This is a genomic window from Lysinibacillus sp. NPDC096212 (assembly GCF_044763105.1).
Taxonomy (GTDB): Bacteria; Bacillota; Bacilli; order Bacillales_A; family Planococcaceae; genus Lysinibacillus.
In genome coordinates this window covers 22674-37596 of the sequence record NZ_JBIWFQ010000042.1, presented here as the reverse complement: position 1 = coordinate 37596, position 14923 = coordinate 22674, and the positions used below count along the sequence as shown (strand labels likewise).

The 14923-nt window shown below is 36.6% G+C and carries 15 protein-coding genes; 5 read left to right on the top strand and 10 right to left on the bottom strand.

Annotation, left to right across the window (positions count from 1 at the left end):
• The first annotated feature begins 317 nt into the window (after positions 1-317).
• Positions 318-1007, top strand: a complete 690-nt coding sequence (locus tag ACIQ7T_RS26135; RefSeq protein WP_370083140.1) for a Pr6Pr family membrane protein — start codon at positions 318-320, stop codon at positions 1005-1007.
• A 423-nt stretch (positions 1008-1430) separates the two neighbouring features.
• Here ACIQ7T_RS26135 and ACIQ7T_RS26130 read toward each other — a convergent pair whose 3' ends face one another.
• From ACIQ7T_RS26130 to ACIQ7T_RS26115, 4 genes are all read right to left on the bottom strand, one after another.
• Entirely contained in the window at positions 1431-1784 is a 354-nt protein-coding gene (locus ACIQ7T_RS26130) for a two pore domain potassium channel family protein (RefSeq protein ID WP_370083142.1), read from the bottom strand.
• A 384-nt stretch (positions 1785-2168) separates the two neighbouring features.
• Positions 2169-3791: an S-layer homology domain-containing protein gene (locus tag ACIQ7T_RS26125; RefSeq protein WP_370083144.1), complete on the bottom strand. Its 1623-nt coding sequence runs from the start codon at positions 3789-3791 to the stop codon at positions 2169-2171.
• 210 nt (positions 3792-4001) lie between these two features.
• Entirely contained in the window at positions 4002-5171 is a 1170-nt protein-coding gene (locus ACIQ7T_RS26120) for an endonuclease Q family protein (RefSeq protein ID WP_402874788.1), read from the bottom strand.
• A gap of 69 nt (positions 5172-5240) precedes the next feature.
• Positions 5241-5411: a hypothetical protein gene (locus ACIQ7T_RS26115; protein ID WP_370083146.1), complete on the bottom strand. Its 171-nt coding sequence runs from the start codon at positions 5409-5411 to the stop codon at positions 5241-5243.
• 146 nt (positions 5412-5557) lie between these two features.
• Between ACIQ7T_RS26115 and ACIQ7T_RS26110 the strand changes: the two genes are divergently transcribed.
• The 4 genes from ACIQ7T_RS26110 (at position 5558) to ACIQ7T_RS26095 (ending at position 7847) form a co-directional block, all read left to right on the top strand.
• Positions 5558-6136: a TetR/AcrR family transcriptional regulator gene (locus ACIQ7T_RS26110; protein ID WP_370083147.1), complete on the top strand. Its 579-nt coding sequence runs from the start codon at positions 5558-5560 to the stop codon at positions 6134-6136.
• A gap of 65 nt (positions 6137-6201) precedes the next feature.
• Positions 6202-6555: a DMT family transporter gene (locus tag ACIQ7T_RS26105; RefSeq protein ID WP_370083149.1), complete on the top strand. Its 354-nt coding sequence runs from the start codon at positions 6202-6204 to the stop codon at positions 6553-6555.
• Entirely contained in the window at positions 6555-6869 is a 315-nt protein-coding gene (locus ACIQ7T_RS26100) for a DMT family transporter (protein WP_370083151.1), read from the top strand. Before ACIQ7T_RS26105 ends, ACIQ7T_RS26100 begins: the two co-directional genes overlap by 1 nt.
• A 381-nt stretch (positions 6870-7250) precedes the next feature.
• Positions 7251-7847, top strand: a complete 597-nt coding sequence (locus ACIQ7T_RS26095) for a biotin transporter BioY (RefSeq protein WP_370083153.1) — start codon at positions 7251-7253, stop codon at positions 7845-7847.
• A gap of 162 nt (positions 7848-8009) precedes the next feature.
• Here the strand turns inward: ACIQ7T_RS26095 and ACIQ7T_RS26090 are convergent, their stop codons facing one another.
• The 6 genes from ACIQ7T_RS26090 to ACIQ7T_RS26065 form a co-directional block, all read right to left on the bottom strand.
• Entirely contained in the window at positions 8010-8552 is a 543-nt protein-coding gene (locus ACIQ7T_RS26090; protein WP_370083155.1) for an NADPH-dependent FMN reductase, read from the bottom strand.
• 62 nt (positions 8553-8614) lie between these two features.
• Entirely contained in the window at positions 8615-9232 is a 618-nt protein-coding gene (locus tag ACIQ7T_RS26085; protein ID WP_370083157.1) for a nitroreductase family protein, read from the bottom strand.
• 64 nt (positions 9233-9296) lie between these two features.
• Positions 9297-10274, bottom strand: a complete 978-nt coding sequence (locus ACIQ7T_RS26080) for a ring-cleaving dioxygenase (protein WP_402874773.1) — start codon at positions 10272-10274, stop codon at positions 9297-9299.
• Between the two features lie 50 nt (positions 10275-10324).
• Positions 10325-10759 carry a MarR family winged helix-turn-helix transcriptional regulator gene (locus tag ACIQ7T_RS26075; RefSeq protein WP_370083161.1) on the bottom strand — a complete coding sequence of 145 codons (435 nt, stop codon included), beginning with the start codon at positions 10757-10759 and terminating at the stop codon, positions 10325-10327.
• A gap of 152 nt (positions 10760-10911) precedes the next feature.
• Positions 10912-13146: a YcdB/YcdC domain-containing protein gene (locus ACIQ7T_RS26070; protein WP_370083163.1), complete on the bottom strand. Its 2235-nt coding sequence runs from the start codon at positions 13144-13146 to the stop codon at positions 10912-10914.
• 241 nt (positions 13147-13387) lie between these two features.
• Complete coding sequence (locus ACIQ7T_RS26065; protein WP_415733231.1) at positions 13388-14560, bottom strand: glycosyl hydrolase family 18 protein; 1173 nt, start codon at positions 14558-14560, stop codon at positions 13388-13390.
• Positions 14561-14923 lie beyond the last annotated feature (363 nt).

Genomic DNA, 14923 nt, shown 5'->3' with positions numbered 1-14923 from the left:
TACACAGGACATGGCAACACCATCTGTGGAGAGCTTTGTAACGCTTCTCTTAAGTACATAAGAACCCCACTGCTTTAGCTGTGGGAGTAGTCAGACTTTAACATGCGTCATATTTTGGAGTTTTAAGGTCATTACAGATCAAGGGGAAGACCTATTAAGTGACGCTAGGCCTTATATCATTAAAGCTGAATAGTAACAATCAATCTAAAATTACAAATAAATCCGAAGAAAGGTAAATATTTGACATTTTTTCGCTAAAATGCTATAATTTAAAAATTTAAGATGAAATGATATTAATATAGATTAGGAGGAATCGTATGATACGTAATAGAGTTATAGCATTATTATTTAGAATAGGTAGCCTTCTTTTTGTATTATATGGTTTATTATCACGTATGGGCATCCTATCGGGCAATATGAATTTTAAGACAATTATGTACTATACTATCCAAAGCAATTTTTTAGCACTGATCTTGTTTAGTATACTTACTATACGTACAGTTAAGGGATTGATAAATGATGGTAAGACGGGAAGTGCTGGCTATTTTCCACGCTTTGAAATGGTATGTGTAATTGATTTACTTTTAACACTTATCGTTTATTGGGTGCTTCTTGCTCCTACTACCTTTACAATGGGTGGAAGTTTTTATCTTTGGAAATTTGATAATCTTGCAGTACATTTGATTACACCTATTCTTTGCCTTGTAGATTATTTTCTATTTACAGAATCTAATCATTTAAAATACCGAGATGTATATTATGTTTTGATATACCCGCTCTCATATGTGGCATTTGCTACTATCACAGGTCTAATGGGATATGTGTACAATATATCGTCAATTGATGGGAAACCAGTACATTATGCTTACTTTTTCTTTGACTATGACAGGGTAGGAGCAAAATCCCTTGTCTACATCGGTGGCCTTATATTATTTTTCTTGGTACTTAGCCATATTATGTATTTGTTTGACAAGAAAGTTTATAAACCTTTAGTTGTAAGCAAATAATGTTATCCATAGCAATGATCTTTTGGTTGGTTATTATGTTTTTATAGTGATTACATCATAACTATAAAAAAGGGTCATTGCTTTTTTATTGGGTTTTTTCACATCTAGTGTGGGTGAACTTAATTCCGACGAATAGAAGTTACATTGCTGATTTTACACGTCGTAAAATTCCAACGGCTTATTAGTTTTCAGAAGAGGGTTTTGTCCCACCCTCTTTTTATTTTTTAAGACGTTTTTTTGCTTGTTCTTTCTTTTCTTCCTCAATTGTAAAATCGACTATTGATCGGCCGAGCATTAATAGCGTAATAAACATGACGCCTGTTCCAATAAATCAATTATGCCTCGGCATAATTGTGTCCGGAATCGGCTTTGTGCTTGCACAAAGAACTCCTTTCCGATTTCCGTGACATCCGCCGGAGGCTTTTAACTTCTTTCAGCGGTTGATTGTACACCCACTGAGAAGTAACTTAAACCCGCATTCGTTTCACCAACAATTGAGGTGGGAGACTTGCTGAAAGAAGTTAAATAAATCATCGTAAATATCTTTGAAAAATCACTAGTAGGATACAGTCCCGTCTCAACACCTGTGGGAATTAAACTCACTACTGCAAAATACATGGCATCAAGCCAATACCAGCCTTCCGTTCCTTTATAAAACATTGTCCCTGAAAGAATGATAAAAAATAATGTTGTAAACAAAGATAGAAATTGTGGACGCTTGAATGACTTCCACATGCCTACTAGCAATCTTTTCGCAGATAAAATAAATGACAGCATCGCATTCTCCTTTTGATCCATTTTCACTTCAGTATTATTACAATTCTAATTTGGTTCATCGACATAGTGTGGTTTGATTTCCGTTCTGACTGGGCGCTTTGTTGCTGTCGCTTCGCTTTCGCACAGTTAAAACATTTTGTTGCTGTCGCTTCGCTTTCGCGCAGAGCAAAGCTTCCTGGGAGCGTCCAATGAGCCGCTTATCCCCGAGGAGTCGCCCAGCCTTCACTCCAATCAACTTATACACTTGGTATATATTTTAACAATTGCCATCTCCAACTTTTGATGTGAGCCCCTAACTTGTACTAGATATTCATCGCAATAAAAATAACATATATAAAATCAAAAGGTAGAGGTTTCAATTTACTATCCCTACCTTAAATTATTTTACTTCTTTAATAGATTTTTAAAATTTATAAATATTTTCGCTGCATGACTACGCTTTGTTGGAGCCTCTGGTAAATACTTTCCTTCACTACCTATAATAATACCTTGTTCATACAACATCGTTATTGCATGTTTTGTTTCTTCATTGTAAGAGGCAATATCTGAGAATGGTGCTTTTCCTTTCACAGCATAAGGTTGCTTTTGTTGATGTTCATAAGCACGATTAATCATTAATGCTAATTGAGCGCGAGTAACTGGCTGTCCTGGATTAAAATTACCATCCGTTCCCTTAATTAGCCCATACGCATAAGCGGCTGCAATTTCTGACTGGGTTCCAACATCATAGCTTGCGATGTCTGAAAATGGTGCCTGTTCCTTCGTCGTTAAACCTAGGCTTCTAACAAGCATCGTAGCAGCCTGTGCACGAGTAACATTTTGCTCAGGTCTAAACGTACCATCTGCATAACCTTTCATAATACCTTCTTCAGCGGCCTTCAGAATATACTCCTTTGCCCAATGATTTTCTATATCGGTAAAGCTTAAAGTTCTCTTTGTAGTAAAAGTAACTGATGGACTTTGAACACTTTCATTACCAGCTGCATCAACCGCTTTAACAGCTACCGTGTATGCTGTATTCTCTGTTAAATTATCCAAGGTTATCGCCGTTGTCTCAGCATTTTGTGTAAATGTTAGTTTTCCATTTACATATACGTTGTAACTAGTGACACCTATATTATCTCTCGCTTCCTGCCAGCTTATTTTTACAGTTGTACGATCTTTCATATTTGCTTGAATAAATTTTGATACATCCCATAAAGAACTTGCTTTAATCGCTGGTAAAAATGCCTCGTTCGCTACTGCTAAATAGCCAGCTTCACTTAAATGGATATTTTCAGGATTTGGTAAATAGCTTGGAATATCTTTTGCTACAATATCGTATGTCGGTACAAAAACGGCACCCGCTTTTTCAGCAGTTGTTTTTATCGTCGCATTCATAACCTTTAATAGCATTTTAAATTGTGTCTGTAAATCCTCACTATAGTACGGAAATGAATTATAATAACCCATTACATAAACTTGAGCATTCGGATTAAGCTTCTTCACTTCTTCTAAAATAGTAGCAATATTTTTTATTGCCTCTTGGGAAGCTTTTAACATCGCTGCTGCATTAATGCCAGTTGTCTGAGACTCTTTTAAAATAGGTATTATATCATTGGCGCCAGCGGTAAGAGTAATAATCTCAGCCTCTTTAATAGATGTGTGAAGCTTTACCTTCTCACTTTGATAACCGAATCCTACCACTGGCTTTTCCACATTATTTTGTATATCTTCTAATATATTTTTCGTTGTATAGCCTGAATATGCAAATCCTTTATTATAAGAAGCGATGAAACCATCTTGCTGTAAAGCTTGTGCAACAAAATCTGTGTAACCTAACCCGATGATACCAACGTCATTCATACCATGTGCTAAGGAATCTCCCAGTGCTACATAATCCGCTTGAACTACCCAACTTGGCGCTATGTAGTCTCTTTGTTCCTCAGCATTTACACTTATCGGTACTACTAACTGTAATGCCAGAACGCTAGCCGCTAAAAACCGAAATTTCTTTGATAATTGCATACACCCACTCCTCCAATTTTCACTAATTACTATTTTAATATAAATAGGATAAAAATGGGTTAAATAAGGCAAATTGAGATTTTTATCATAACGTATGGTTGATTTCCGTTCCGACTGGGCGCTTTCCTGGGAGCGTCCAGTCATCAACTTACTACCTACGTTTTAACAAATGTCATCCACAACTTTTGATGATGAGCTAAAAATCGTGTTTTACTCTAGTTGAACTTTCCCATAAACACCGCCACCACCAACTTCAATTGCCAATTGCCCTGTTCTTGCTAAATCGATCATCTTGGCAATTTTGTGCGGCACGATTTGTTCGAGTTGTTCTAGCGTAACTCGATGCAAGATGTTCATCTCTGTACCAAATGCTTGTACTAATCGTTCCATCATTTTTGGCCCTAATCCTGGAATAAAGTCTAGTGGTGGTATTTGGTGAATATATGGTGGTCGTGCACGTTTATCTGTAACTTGCTCTGAAAGTTCCTTAATGCGTGTTGCAACTCCTTTAATAATTTGCGTACTTTCACAGTTTGTACAGATTGTTGCCGAATTGCTAAGCTGCTCACCACATTTCGCGCAGACAGTCTCGTGGTATTTACCAAGTAAAGGATTTAAGCCATAATTGGCTGTTACTACTCGATCTTGCTGTTCATGAAGCGCCATCTTTAATTCTGTAAAATTTGCATGAGATAGTCTTAATTTTTGATACTCACGTGCAATTTTTCCAAGTGAATGAGCATCAGAGTTGCTGACAAATGTATATGCTTGCAGCTCTTTAATGTTACTCACCATTTCAGTATCGGAGCTCAAACCAAGCTCTATTGCATCTATAAGCTGAGGGTCAAATACTTCCGTTAAACTATGATGTACGCCTTTACCGAACAAACTTTTAAATGGGGTAAAAACATGAGCAGGAATAAAAAGTCCACCTAATTCATGAACCTTTTGCTGTAATGTTCGACCATCACAATAAATTCGCTGAGAGCTTAAATGAATATTTTTCATATGATTAGACATCCAATTTGAAAATTCCCTCATATGCAGAAGTGTTGGAAAATAGGCCAGGACATGGATCGGTCCAAGGCAATGATGATCATAAATCTCCATTTCAGTACCTGGAATAAGTGTTGTATCTTGAAAACGAAGCCCTCCCTGTTCTAGCTCCTTCAGTTCTCCTTGTTCTATCATCTCTGCCATTTCATCCATTACTTCTGGTGAATGGCAATCAATAATCCCGATAATATCTAGTCCCTTTCTTGCACTTGAAGTCTCTAAAATTCTTGCTAACGTTAACGTTTTACTGCCAGTAATTTTAACAGCACGTCCACTTAAAGTACGTCCAATATGAATATGTAAATCTGCATAGAAATCTTGCATCATTGTCTCCCTCCTATTTTTAGATGACATAAAAAAGCCTCACATTGCTGCAAGGCATTTTATTCTTAATTATGATGGATGATTGCTGTTAGTACTATTGTTTGATTCGAAAGCACCTGAGCCCTGTCCTGGCATTGTCGAAGAATCATAGGCCACTAATGTCACTCCCATGTTCTTTTCTAGCTCATTAAGTTTTTCAAGCTGTTGTTGATCTAATTGCGCAATCTTTATCTCTTCCATTTTCATCAAATCCTTTCACGAATAAAGTTCCCCAAATAAAAAACATATATACACAAAGAAAATGACTGATTGTCAGTCATTTTCTTTGACTTTATTTCAGCTATTTTGTAACATATTAAATAAGCAGGACAAAAGCGAGGGATTTCATGTCAAAAGAAGAGAAAATAATTCATGCTGCAATTGAAGTTTTCCGTGAAAAAGGAATTGAGAAGACAAAGGTTTCAGACATCGTAAAAGCTGCAGGTATCGCGCAAGGGACATTTTATCTTTATTTCCCATCACGTCTTTCAGTTATGCCAGCCATCGCAAAAGTTATGGTTGAGAAAATTATTGCTGCTATTAACGATGGTATTTCAAAACAGGAGCCTTTTGCAAAGCAGCTAGAAAAAGTAGTAGATATTGTTTTTTCTCTAACAGAGGAATATCGAGATGTATTTGCACTTATCTATGCCGGTATTACACAAACTGAGCATATGAAAGAATGGGAAAATATATATGCTCCCTATTACGAATGGATGAATCATTTCTTAGCTGAAGCTCAACAACAAGGAACGATACGAGCTTCTCTAAATACTACTCGTTCTTCTAAACTTATAATCGGTTTAGTAGAATCTGCCGCTGAACAAATTTATTTGTATGACGACAGTGAAGAAGAAACAATTAGACTTCAAAAGCTTGAGCTCCTCGACTTTTTACATCATGCACTCGATTTACGTCACGCATAAGTGACGTTCTCTTTTAAGTTGAAAATGACTGAATGTCAGTCATAATGATAGAAAGGAATTTAACTATGCAAAAAGATTGGATTTATGTTGGATTAACTAGTTTGTTTGAATTGTTTTGGATATTCGGTTTTAATGTTGCCGATTCCTGGTGGCATTGGGCTATTATTGTGTCCCTAATTGCATTGGATTTCCACTTCTTATCGAAGGCTTGCGAAAACCTACCTACAGGAACGGTTTACGCAACTTTTGCTGGGGTCGGTACAATTGGTACTACATTAATGGACATTTTTATTTTTGACGGTGAGTTTAATGCTATTAAAGGAATTTTCATGTTTATTTTAGTACTGGGTGTTATTGGTCTTAATTTAGCTGATAACCCTTCAAAAGATCATGTTGAAGAGAAAGGAGCTAATGCATAATGGGTTGGATACTTGTTTTATTAGCTGCAATTTCAGAAATTGTCGGTGTTGTTGGTTTACGCTATTATAGTCAGGAAAAAAACATACGAAATTTATTAATATATCTAGGCGGCTTTGGGATGTCCTTTGTACTATTATATGCATCCTTTAACTATTTACAGTTAAGCATCGCCTATGTCGTTTGGGTTGGTATTGGTACAGTTGGTGCTGTTCTCGTGAATATTATATTCTTTGGTGAATCTAAAAACCTGACTCGAATTATTAGTATCATCGCCATTATCATTGGTGTGGCAGGATTAAAAGCAGTATCTTAATTTATTCTATTTTAATTCAAAGTATTGTGAGTGAGTGAGTGAGTGAGTGAGTGCTAAAGCCTAGTATGACTTTTTGGCAAAGTGAGAGGTTGATCTCCGTTCCGACTGGGCGCTTTCCAGAGGGCGAAATCACCATAGAACAACTCCTCGTTTACAGTTCGAGACAGCCTCGGCTTTGCATCGACTTCTCTTTTAAGTGTCACATTGTACAAAAAGTCGTACCATCACCATTCGTTTCTATCATATATTTTAATCGGTAGTCTATAAATAACAATTAAGCAGGATAAATATTTTGTGTTAACTATTATTTTCAACGAGTTGACACAAAATGTTTATTTTTTTACACTATTATTATCAACATTACTTTTTAGGGGTGAAATAATGACAACAGTTCCAGTACACACGCATCACAAATTAAGAACAGTCGATCTTGCATACATTGGACTATTTTCAACATTGCTGATGATAGGAGCTAATATCACGTCTATAGTACCTTTCATGATGATTGGTGGCGTACCTATAACATTGCAAACCTTTTTTGCTATTTTAGCAGGACTTATTCTTGGTAGTAGAAAAGGGGCACTCGCTTGTACTGTTTATATGTGCATAGGTTTAGCAGGTGCACCTGTATTTGCTCGTTTCTACGGAGGATTTGGTCAAATTATAAGCCCTACTTTTGGTTTCATTGTTTCTTACATATTAGCTGCATTTGTCGCGGGGCTTATTGTAGAACGTAGTGGAACGAAGAAAAGCTATGTAGTTGCTGCATTAGTTGCAACAGCTATTAATTACTTACTAGGAACGAATTGGATGTACTTTGCCTACAAGTTATGGGCTAGTGCTCCTGATGCTTTCACTTATAAGTTAGCATGGCTTTGGATGATGCCTCCTTTGCCAAAGGATATTATTTTAGCTATATTTGCAGGTATATTTGCATACCGCCTTCAAAAAGTGTTAAAAATAATTCCGATTAAATAAAAGCTTATCACCATAGGGGTTGATTTCCGTCCAGACTGGGCGCTTTCCCATGGGCGTCCGATGAGCCGATTCTCATGTGCTCCATTAACCGCTAGCTTAAACCCAATAAACCCAAAAATACCCCATAAGTATATTGTTATACTTATGGGGCATTTTTTATTTTTAAACGTATTTTTTCATCCAGTTTAAGAAGTTATCAATAACTACATCAAGGAATTTGATAGTACCTTCATCTGTTAAATTGCCTTCTGTATCAAATTTAGAGTGTACTGCTCCAATATAAACATCATTACCACTAAGTAATGGTGAATTTACTCCAGGTGAAAATAAAATATCTCTCAAATGTAATTGTGCTTTAACGGTACCTAAGTTACCCATTGATGCCCCCATCATGAATGATGGCTTGCCAATCATTACTTTATCAACACGAGATAACCAATCGATAGCGTTAACCATAACACCTGGCACTGTACCATTATATTCTGGCGTTAACCATAATACTGCATCTGCCGCTTTTACTTTTGCTTTAAAATCTAATACTGTTTGCGGTGCTTCATTTTCGATATCTTGATTATACATTGGTAAATCGTTCAAACTTAATATTTCAAGATCAATTTTCTCTGCATAACGCTTTTGAACAAATTTCGCTAATTGCATATTATAAGATTCTTTACGGATACTACCTACGATTGCTACTACTTTCACGTTGTTTCCTCCTAAATGTGCATTCATTTTATTATTTGTTAACAGTTTTATTTTATACTGCCCTAATAATAGGTTGCAAATTCTTCAACTGGTTTACGATAACCACGTAAACGGCGACTATCTTCTTTTTCCTTACCTATAGTAATCATTAGTGCAATTTCATATGTTTCTGGAACATTAAAAAGAGCTCTCATTTGTTGTTGATCAAAGCCGATCATTGGACATGTATCCCATCCACGATTTTTGGCTGCCAGCATAAATAACATAGCTGAAAGTGAAGCGTTACGAATGGCTTCCTCCTTCATAAATTCCTCGCCACGTTCTTCATAAAATTTTGCGTTTTCATTAACGATATTTTCTAATTCACATGCATTAATAATGCCTAAGTCTACCATCCCTTGATTAAGGTTAGCAGTATTTTTATAGGCTTCTTTATCTCCTAAAACAAGGATAACCGCTGAGGCTGAGTGCACTTTATATTGCCCGTATGCTGCTTCTCTTACTTTTTCTTTTTTTTCTTCATCTAATACGACGATATAATCGGCATGTTGTAAATTAAAGGCGGATGGAGCTAGCTTAACATCCTCCAAAATGGGACGTATATCTTCTTCGCTCATCTTGATGCCCTCTATAAAGTTATTTGCTGATCGGCGCTTATCTATTAGCTTTGCAAATTCCATCTACTAACCCCCAAGAGTATGTAATTTCCAATCAGTAGTCTGATTGGAATAAAAAGTATTACTCCTATTCTTTATCGAACGTAATCGTACTTCTTACAGTGTCAATTGGACGGACAAGTTCTTCAATTTGTGCACGTTTTGGCTCTAAAAATGGTGGCAACGACAATTTTTCACCTAAAGTTTCATAAGGCTCATCACCCATAAATCCTGGACCATCAGTAGCTAGCTCAAATAAAATTTGTGGTGCTACTCGTGCATAAAGTGATTCAAAGAAGTGACGATTTACGTAACCTGAAGTATGGAAGCCAAAGCTTTCAAATCGTTCAGTCCATTCATTTAGTACAGCTCGATCCTCTACGCGGAATGCAGCATGATGTACTGTACCGAAGCCTTGACGAGCGACTGGTAAAACTGTGTTAAGTTCTACAACGATTTGTGCACCGTTCCCACCTTCACCAACTTCAAACAGATGGAAATCCCCTTCTTCAGCAATTTCTGTAAAGAGCATCACTTTTTCTAGCATCTCTTTGAAATATTTAAAATTAGCAACTCTTACAAAAACCGGACCTAAGCCTGTAATTGCATATTCAAGAGGAATCGGTCCATCTTGCCATGGAGTGCCTGATGCAACACCTGTATTGTTTTCATCAGAAATAAGTTGATATTGCTGATCGTCAAAATCAATGAAAGATAAAGTTTTCTTTCCAAATTGCTCTTTAATACCTGAATGTTTAACGTTTAATCGATCGAAACGTTTTACCCAATAATCCAATGCCGCATCTGTTGGCACGCGGAATGAAGTTTTGGAAATTTCATTTGTTCCATGCACACCTTTTGGAATGTTTGGAAAATCAAAAAATGTCATATCGGTGCCAGCGCTACCTTTATCATCTGCAAAAAATAAATGATATGTTTGAATATCATCCTGATTAACCGTTTTTTTCACTAATCGCATCCCTAACACATAAGTAAAAAATTTATAATTCTCTTCCGCACTACTTGTAATAGCGGTAACGTGGTGAATTCCTTTTAAATGATTCATTTTATGTTCCTCCTATTTATCTCGATTTCGAGATATATACGTAAAATTTTTTATTTATTAACTGCGTTCAAACCAACCTTTTTCAGAGACAGAGTCATTGTGTCCATCTCCTGTTGATCTAATACTTCAAAAATCTCGTTAATTTTTTGTTCATGCTTCGGAAATATTTCTTCCATCAACGTTTGCCCTTCATATGTTAATAAAACATACGTGACACGACGATCCTTCGGGCAAGCACGTCGATACACAAAACCTTTTTGTTCGAGCTTATCAATTACATACGTAATGCTACTACTTGCGATTAAAATTCTCTTTCCAATCACTTGGATTGGTTGCTCACCATGATGATATAAAAACTCAAGTACCGAAAATTCCGTTTGATTTAAATCGTATTGAAGTAAATCTCTCTTTGTTGCATCTTGAATCGTTTGATATGCTCGGAACAAGACCGTAAAAGCTTTTAAATTACGATTGTCTTCCTTCATACGACTCCCTCTTTCTATTTACTTCGAATTCATTTATCTTTAATTCGAGATAATAGTAACATATAAGCTACTAATCAGCAACCTTTTTACTGTAATCACAAAAAAGGCATCCCCAAAAATTAGAGGATGCCTTTTCACGTATAAATTATCGATTAATAATAGTAATGACGACCGCTGCTGTTTTGTTCAAAGGCAGCCTTTGCTAGACGAACTGTAGATACAGCCAAATCCGCATATGTCACTTTCTCAGTAGCATTGAATTTATTTTGCTGTCCATCAATTAGTCCCATTGCACTCGCTAAAGCAACATAACCTGCGTACGCTGGGTCAATTGAGCTTGCATCAGTAAAGTTTAATTTGTAAATGTCACTATGCTTAGCAGCACTCTCTAAATTTAATACACGAACTAACCATTCGGCAAGCTCTTGACGAGTCAATGCTGTATCTACAGCAAATTGATCCGCCGGTTGTAAAATGCCCATTCTTACTGCTTGTTCAACGATTCCGTATAATGGATGCTTTTTGTCAATATTATCGAAGGATTGCTTATCGTTATCTCTTCCATACGGACCGAAATCATATCCGTATGATAATGATTTAACTAAAATTTTCAAAGCTTCTCCCTTTGTTACGGCTGTATCAGCATTAAAGTTAGCTGGGTCTTTAACCTCTAACACGTTTTGGCGTAATAAATAAGTTAATTCTCCTCCAGCTGTTGGATGTGAAATGGCTGGTTTTTCTTTAGAATCATCAACTTTTAGAAGCCATTCACCAGTTGTTGCATCAAGAATATTGAACAAGCTTCCATTATAAACCGGAGAGTATACTAAATCATAGTGGTGATTATCCTCGCCATCCTGTTTTGCATACTGTAGCTCCAATTTTAGCCCCTCATTGAACATTGCTTTTGCTTTATCAGCAGGAATAGCTTTGTTTACAGACGGCCAATCATCAATCTTACGATTACTAACATGTAAAGCACTTAATTTCCCATCTGCACTGATCCCAACGGAAATTTCATCCCCTACTACGGCAATGCCATTGACAATACGTGGGAAAGAGAAGTAATACTGTTTGCTGTCTTTATCATATACTGCATCTTCTATTGGTTTTGAATAGTTATGAATATATGACGGAACCCACTCTTTTAAATAGTCTATTGCTTTTGTTAATGCAGCATCTTTTGAAATTGGTTCTACTTTATCATCTGTCTGCATGAATTCTCTACTTGTATCCCAGAAGTTTGTAATCTCACCTGTTGCCTTGTTCACTTCAAGTGAACTGCCTGTGCCGTAATTACCGAGATCATACATATAATTCACATCATAAATTGTTTCGCCATTTTCGTTTTCTCTTTCATTAACCGAATGAATTTGTAGCTTTGCTTTGTCTGAATCAACTTTTAAAATAGACTTAGCTAACTCTTCAACTTCTGCTAATGTAATACCATTTTTTTTAGGTGCAAGTGGTTGCGATACAAGTTTTTCTACACCTTTTGCCTTCGGTACTTGAGAAGTGAAACCATTCATTGTTTTCCACTGCCCATTTATTGCATGTACACCATTAAAGCTTGTTGGTGGCATATACGCAAGCTTAGCAATACCTTCGCCTGTTTGGTAGTTATAGTCAACTATATAACGTAAATCAACTGATAGATTTTCGCGAACCTGTGCAAGGATGTCTGACTCATTCTTTTTCTGATCTAAGTTATCAAATGTTGCCTTGCTAGTTGGCTCAGTATAACGATACATACTTGTAACTTCACCATTTGCTAGAACTGTAATATTGATAAACTCATTACTAAGTGACACACCATTGTGTGTAGGCGAGTACATGAATGAATACGAAATTGGTTCGGATAAAGGTCTACTAAAACTAAAACCAAAGTCGCTATATCTATTGTCTTCACGAAGCTTGTAATTCGCAGTGCTCGGCAATTTCTTTAGGAAGTCTTGAGCAACTTTCTTTGCTTCACCCTCTGAATACTTCACTGGGTACAATGCTTCCGCTATATTGACAGGCTGATAGTAGAAGTTTTCTAATTCCAAATCTTCGCCTTTAAAAGTAAAATCACCAGAAACGTCTTTGCCATTGATTGTCTTATTAAAGTTCAATTCATAGCGTATCGTTTTGTCATCATTATAGTAATGCGCTTCCCCCATTGAGAAATCTTTCTCTGTTACAAAATTGAACTTGTCTGGGAATATTGTATTCAATTGCTTAATAAGCATACTTTTTGTTACTTTTGTTTCTGTTGAAGAAACTTGAATTGCAACTCTCTCTTGTGGTTCTTTTACATTAGCCGAAGCTTGTGCCATTGGTGAAAGTACACTAACAGAAAATGCAGTAGACGTTAGTATGATACCTAACTTTTTAAATTTTCCCAAAATATCCCTCCTGGATTATCATTTACCATAATTATAGTATAGATTACCATAAATAGATATGACATTTTCAGATTATTTATGTTTATTAGAAAATAGAATAGACATAGAGCTATCTTATCTTCATTTAACATATCTTTTCTGTGCGAAAGCGAAGCGACAGCAACATATCTTTTCTGCGCGAAAGCGAAGCGTCAGCTACAATTACGCCAATGCGAAATTATTTGATTGCTCCTTAAGATTCTTATTTCTTTACTACATCAAAATTTGCCCCAATTAATAACCAATTTTGAGGGAATGGTAGACCCAACTTCCAATAGCCTACTCCTCGGAGTCTGTACCGTTTGATTAAATCGAACTTCGCTTGAATGGATCTGGCGTCTTCGAACCACACCACATGTGCTTTACCTTGCTCATCATAGTATTCAAAGAACGGTGCTTGAGATCTTAAATCAAACTGAATAGCAGCATTATATTTCTTAGCAATCTCGATTGCTCTTTGTGGACTAACCGCTTCTGCATTAGGACCCCCCTGTACAAAAGGCAATGTCCAGTTATACCCATACAAATTCTGTCCAAGTATAATTTTGTTCCGAGGTATCTCACTTACTGCATATTTAACAACCGCTTCTACCTCTGGAAGTGGCGATACTGCCATAGGTGGCCCTGCAGAATAGCCCCATTCATAAGTCATTAACATAACAAAATCCACTATTTCTCCATGTGCTTTATAATCATGCCCCTCCGTCCACGGACCTCGCTCACTAGCACTTGTTTTCGGAGCTAGCGCTGTCGATACGGTATATCCCTGAGGATGGAATCGACTCACCGCTCTCCTTAAAAAGTTGTTATACGCCTGTCGCTGATCGCCTGGCAAATTTTCAAAATCAAAATGAATATCTTTAACGGTTCCTAAACGCTTTGCCTCTTCAAGAATATTATTAAAGAGCAAATCCTGTACTGCTGTACTTTGAAAAATATCTCTCGCTAAATCACCGCTAAAACTAAAATTCTCCAAATTTGAGACAACCATTGCTAGAGAAGCACCTGTATCATTTGCAATTTGCGCTACACCTTGACTCGGTGGTACCTTAAGCGTTCCATCTCGCCTTGCCTCATAGCTAAATAAAGCTAGATAAGTTAAAAATGGACCCGCTTCTCTTGCTTGACTTAGTAATGCCTCACTAACGAATGTCCCTCTCGGCTCTAAATATGCCAATGTTTCAGCTCTTGTTTTTGGTTGAGGTGGAATATAAAGTCGCATACCAATCGATAACGGTTGACTCGGACTAATATTGTTCACCTGAGCAAGTGTTAAATAATTAATGCCAAAGCGTTGGCCGATTGAATATAGACTATCTCCTGACTGCACATAATAGAAATTTCCGACAATCGGTATTACAAGAGCTTGCCCTATAACTAATCGGTTTGGTTCAGGAATTTGATTGGCATCTACAATACTTTGAACTGTTGTCCCATATGCCTGCGCAATTCCCCATAAGGACTCCCCTGCCCGTACAACATGTATTTGAATGTCAGTGCCTCCTTCTAGCTTGATAAAATCACACCTGTAAAGCTTATGAATTAGGAAATGAAAAGATGTCAGTGCTCAGTAAGAATAGATTCCCTAAAACACAAAAGGATTCACCGCTTATTCTAGCGAATGAACCTTATTTTCTTTGATTTTCTTATAATATTTATGACACGTTCGACAAAGGTTTATAAATAATAAAATAGATGCTTTATTTTCTTCCTTCTATGTATATCCACTGCTGTATTT

Bases quoted from the DNA above. Each gene is read 5' to 3' on its own strand.
- ACIQ7T_RS26095 (WP_370083153.1), top strand. From the start codon at position 7,251: ATGACAACAGTTCCAGTACACACGCATCACAAATTAAGAACAGTCGAT.
- ACIQ7T_RS26125 (WP_370083144.1), bottom strand. From the start codon at position 3,791: ATGCAATTATCAAAGAAATTTCGGTTTTTAGCGGCTAGCGTTCTGGCA.
- ACIQ7T_RS26100 (WP_370083151.1), top strand. From the start codon at position 6,555: ATGGGTTGGATACTTGTTTTATTAGCTGCAATTTCAGAAATTGTCGGT.
- ACIQ7T_RS26120 (WP_402874788.1), bottom strand. From the start codon at position 5,171: ATGCAAGATTTCTATGCAGATTTACATATTCATATTGGACGTACTTTA.
- ACIQ7T_RS26130 (WP_370083142.1), bottom strand. From the start codon at position 1,784: ATGCTGTCATTTATTTTATCTGCGAAAAGATTGCTAGTAGGCATGTGG.
- ACIQ7T_RS26075 (WP_370083161.1), bottom strand. From the start codon at position 10,759: ATGAAGGAAGACAATCGTAATTTAAAAGCTTTTACGGTCTTGTTCCGA.
- ACIQ7T_RS26115 (WP_370083146.1), bottom strand. From the start codon at position 5,411: ATGGAAGAGATAAAGATTGCGCAATTAGATCAACAACAGCTTGAAAAA.
- ACIQ7T_RS26110 (WP_370083147.1), top strand. From the start codon at position 5,558: ATGTCAAAAGAAGAGAAAATAATTCATGCTGCAATTGAAGTTTTCCGT.
- ACIQ7T_RS26105 (WP_370083149.1), top strand. From the start codon at position 6,202: ATGCAAAAAGATTGGATTTATGTTGGATTAACTAGTTTGTTTGAATTG.
- ACIQ7T_RS26085 (WP_370083157.1), bottom strand. From the start codon at position 9,232: ATGGAATTTGCAAAGCTAATAGATAAGCGCCGATCAGCAAATAACTTT.
- ACIQ7T_RS26080 (WP_402874773.1), bottom strand. From the start codon at position 10,274: ATGAATCATTTAAAAGGAATTCACCACGTTACCGCTATTACAAGTAGT.
- ACIQ7T_RS26135 (WP_370083140.1), top strand. From the start codon at position 318: ATGATACGTAATAGAGTTATAGCATTATTATTTAGAATAGGTAGCCTT.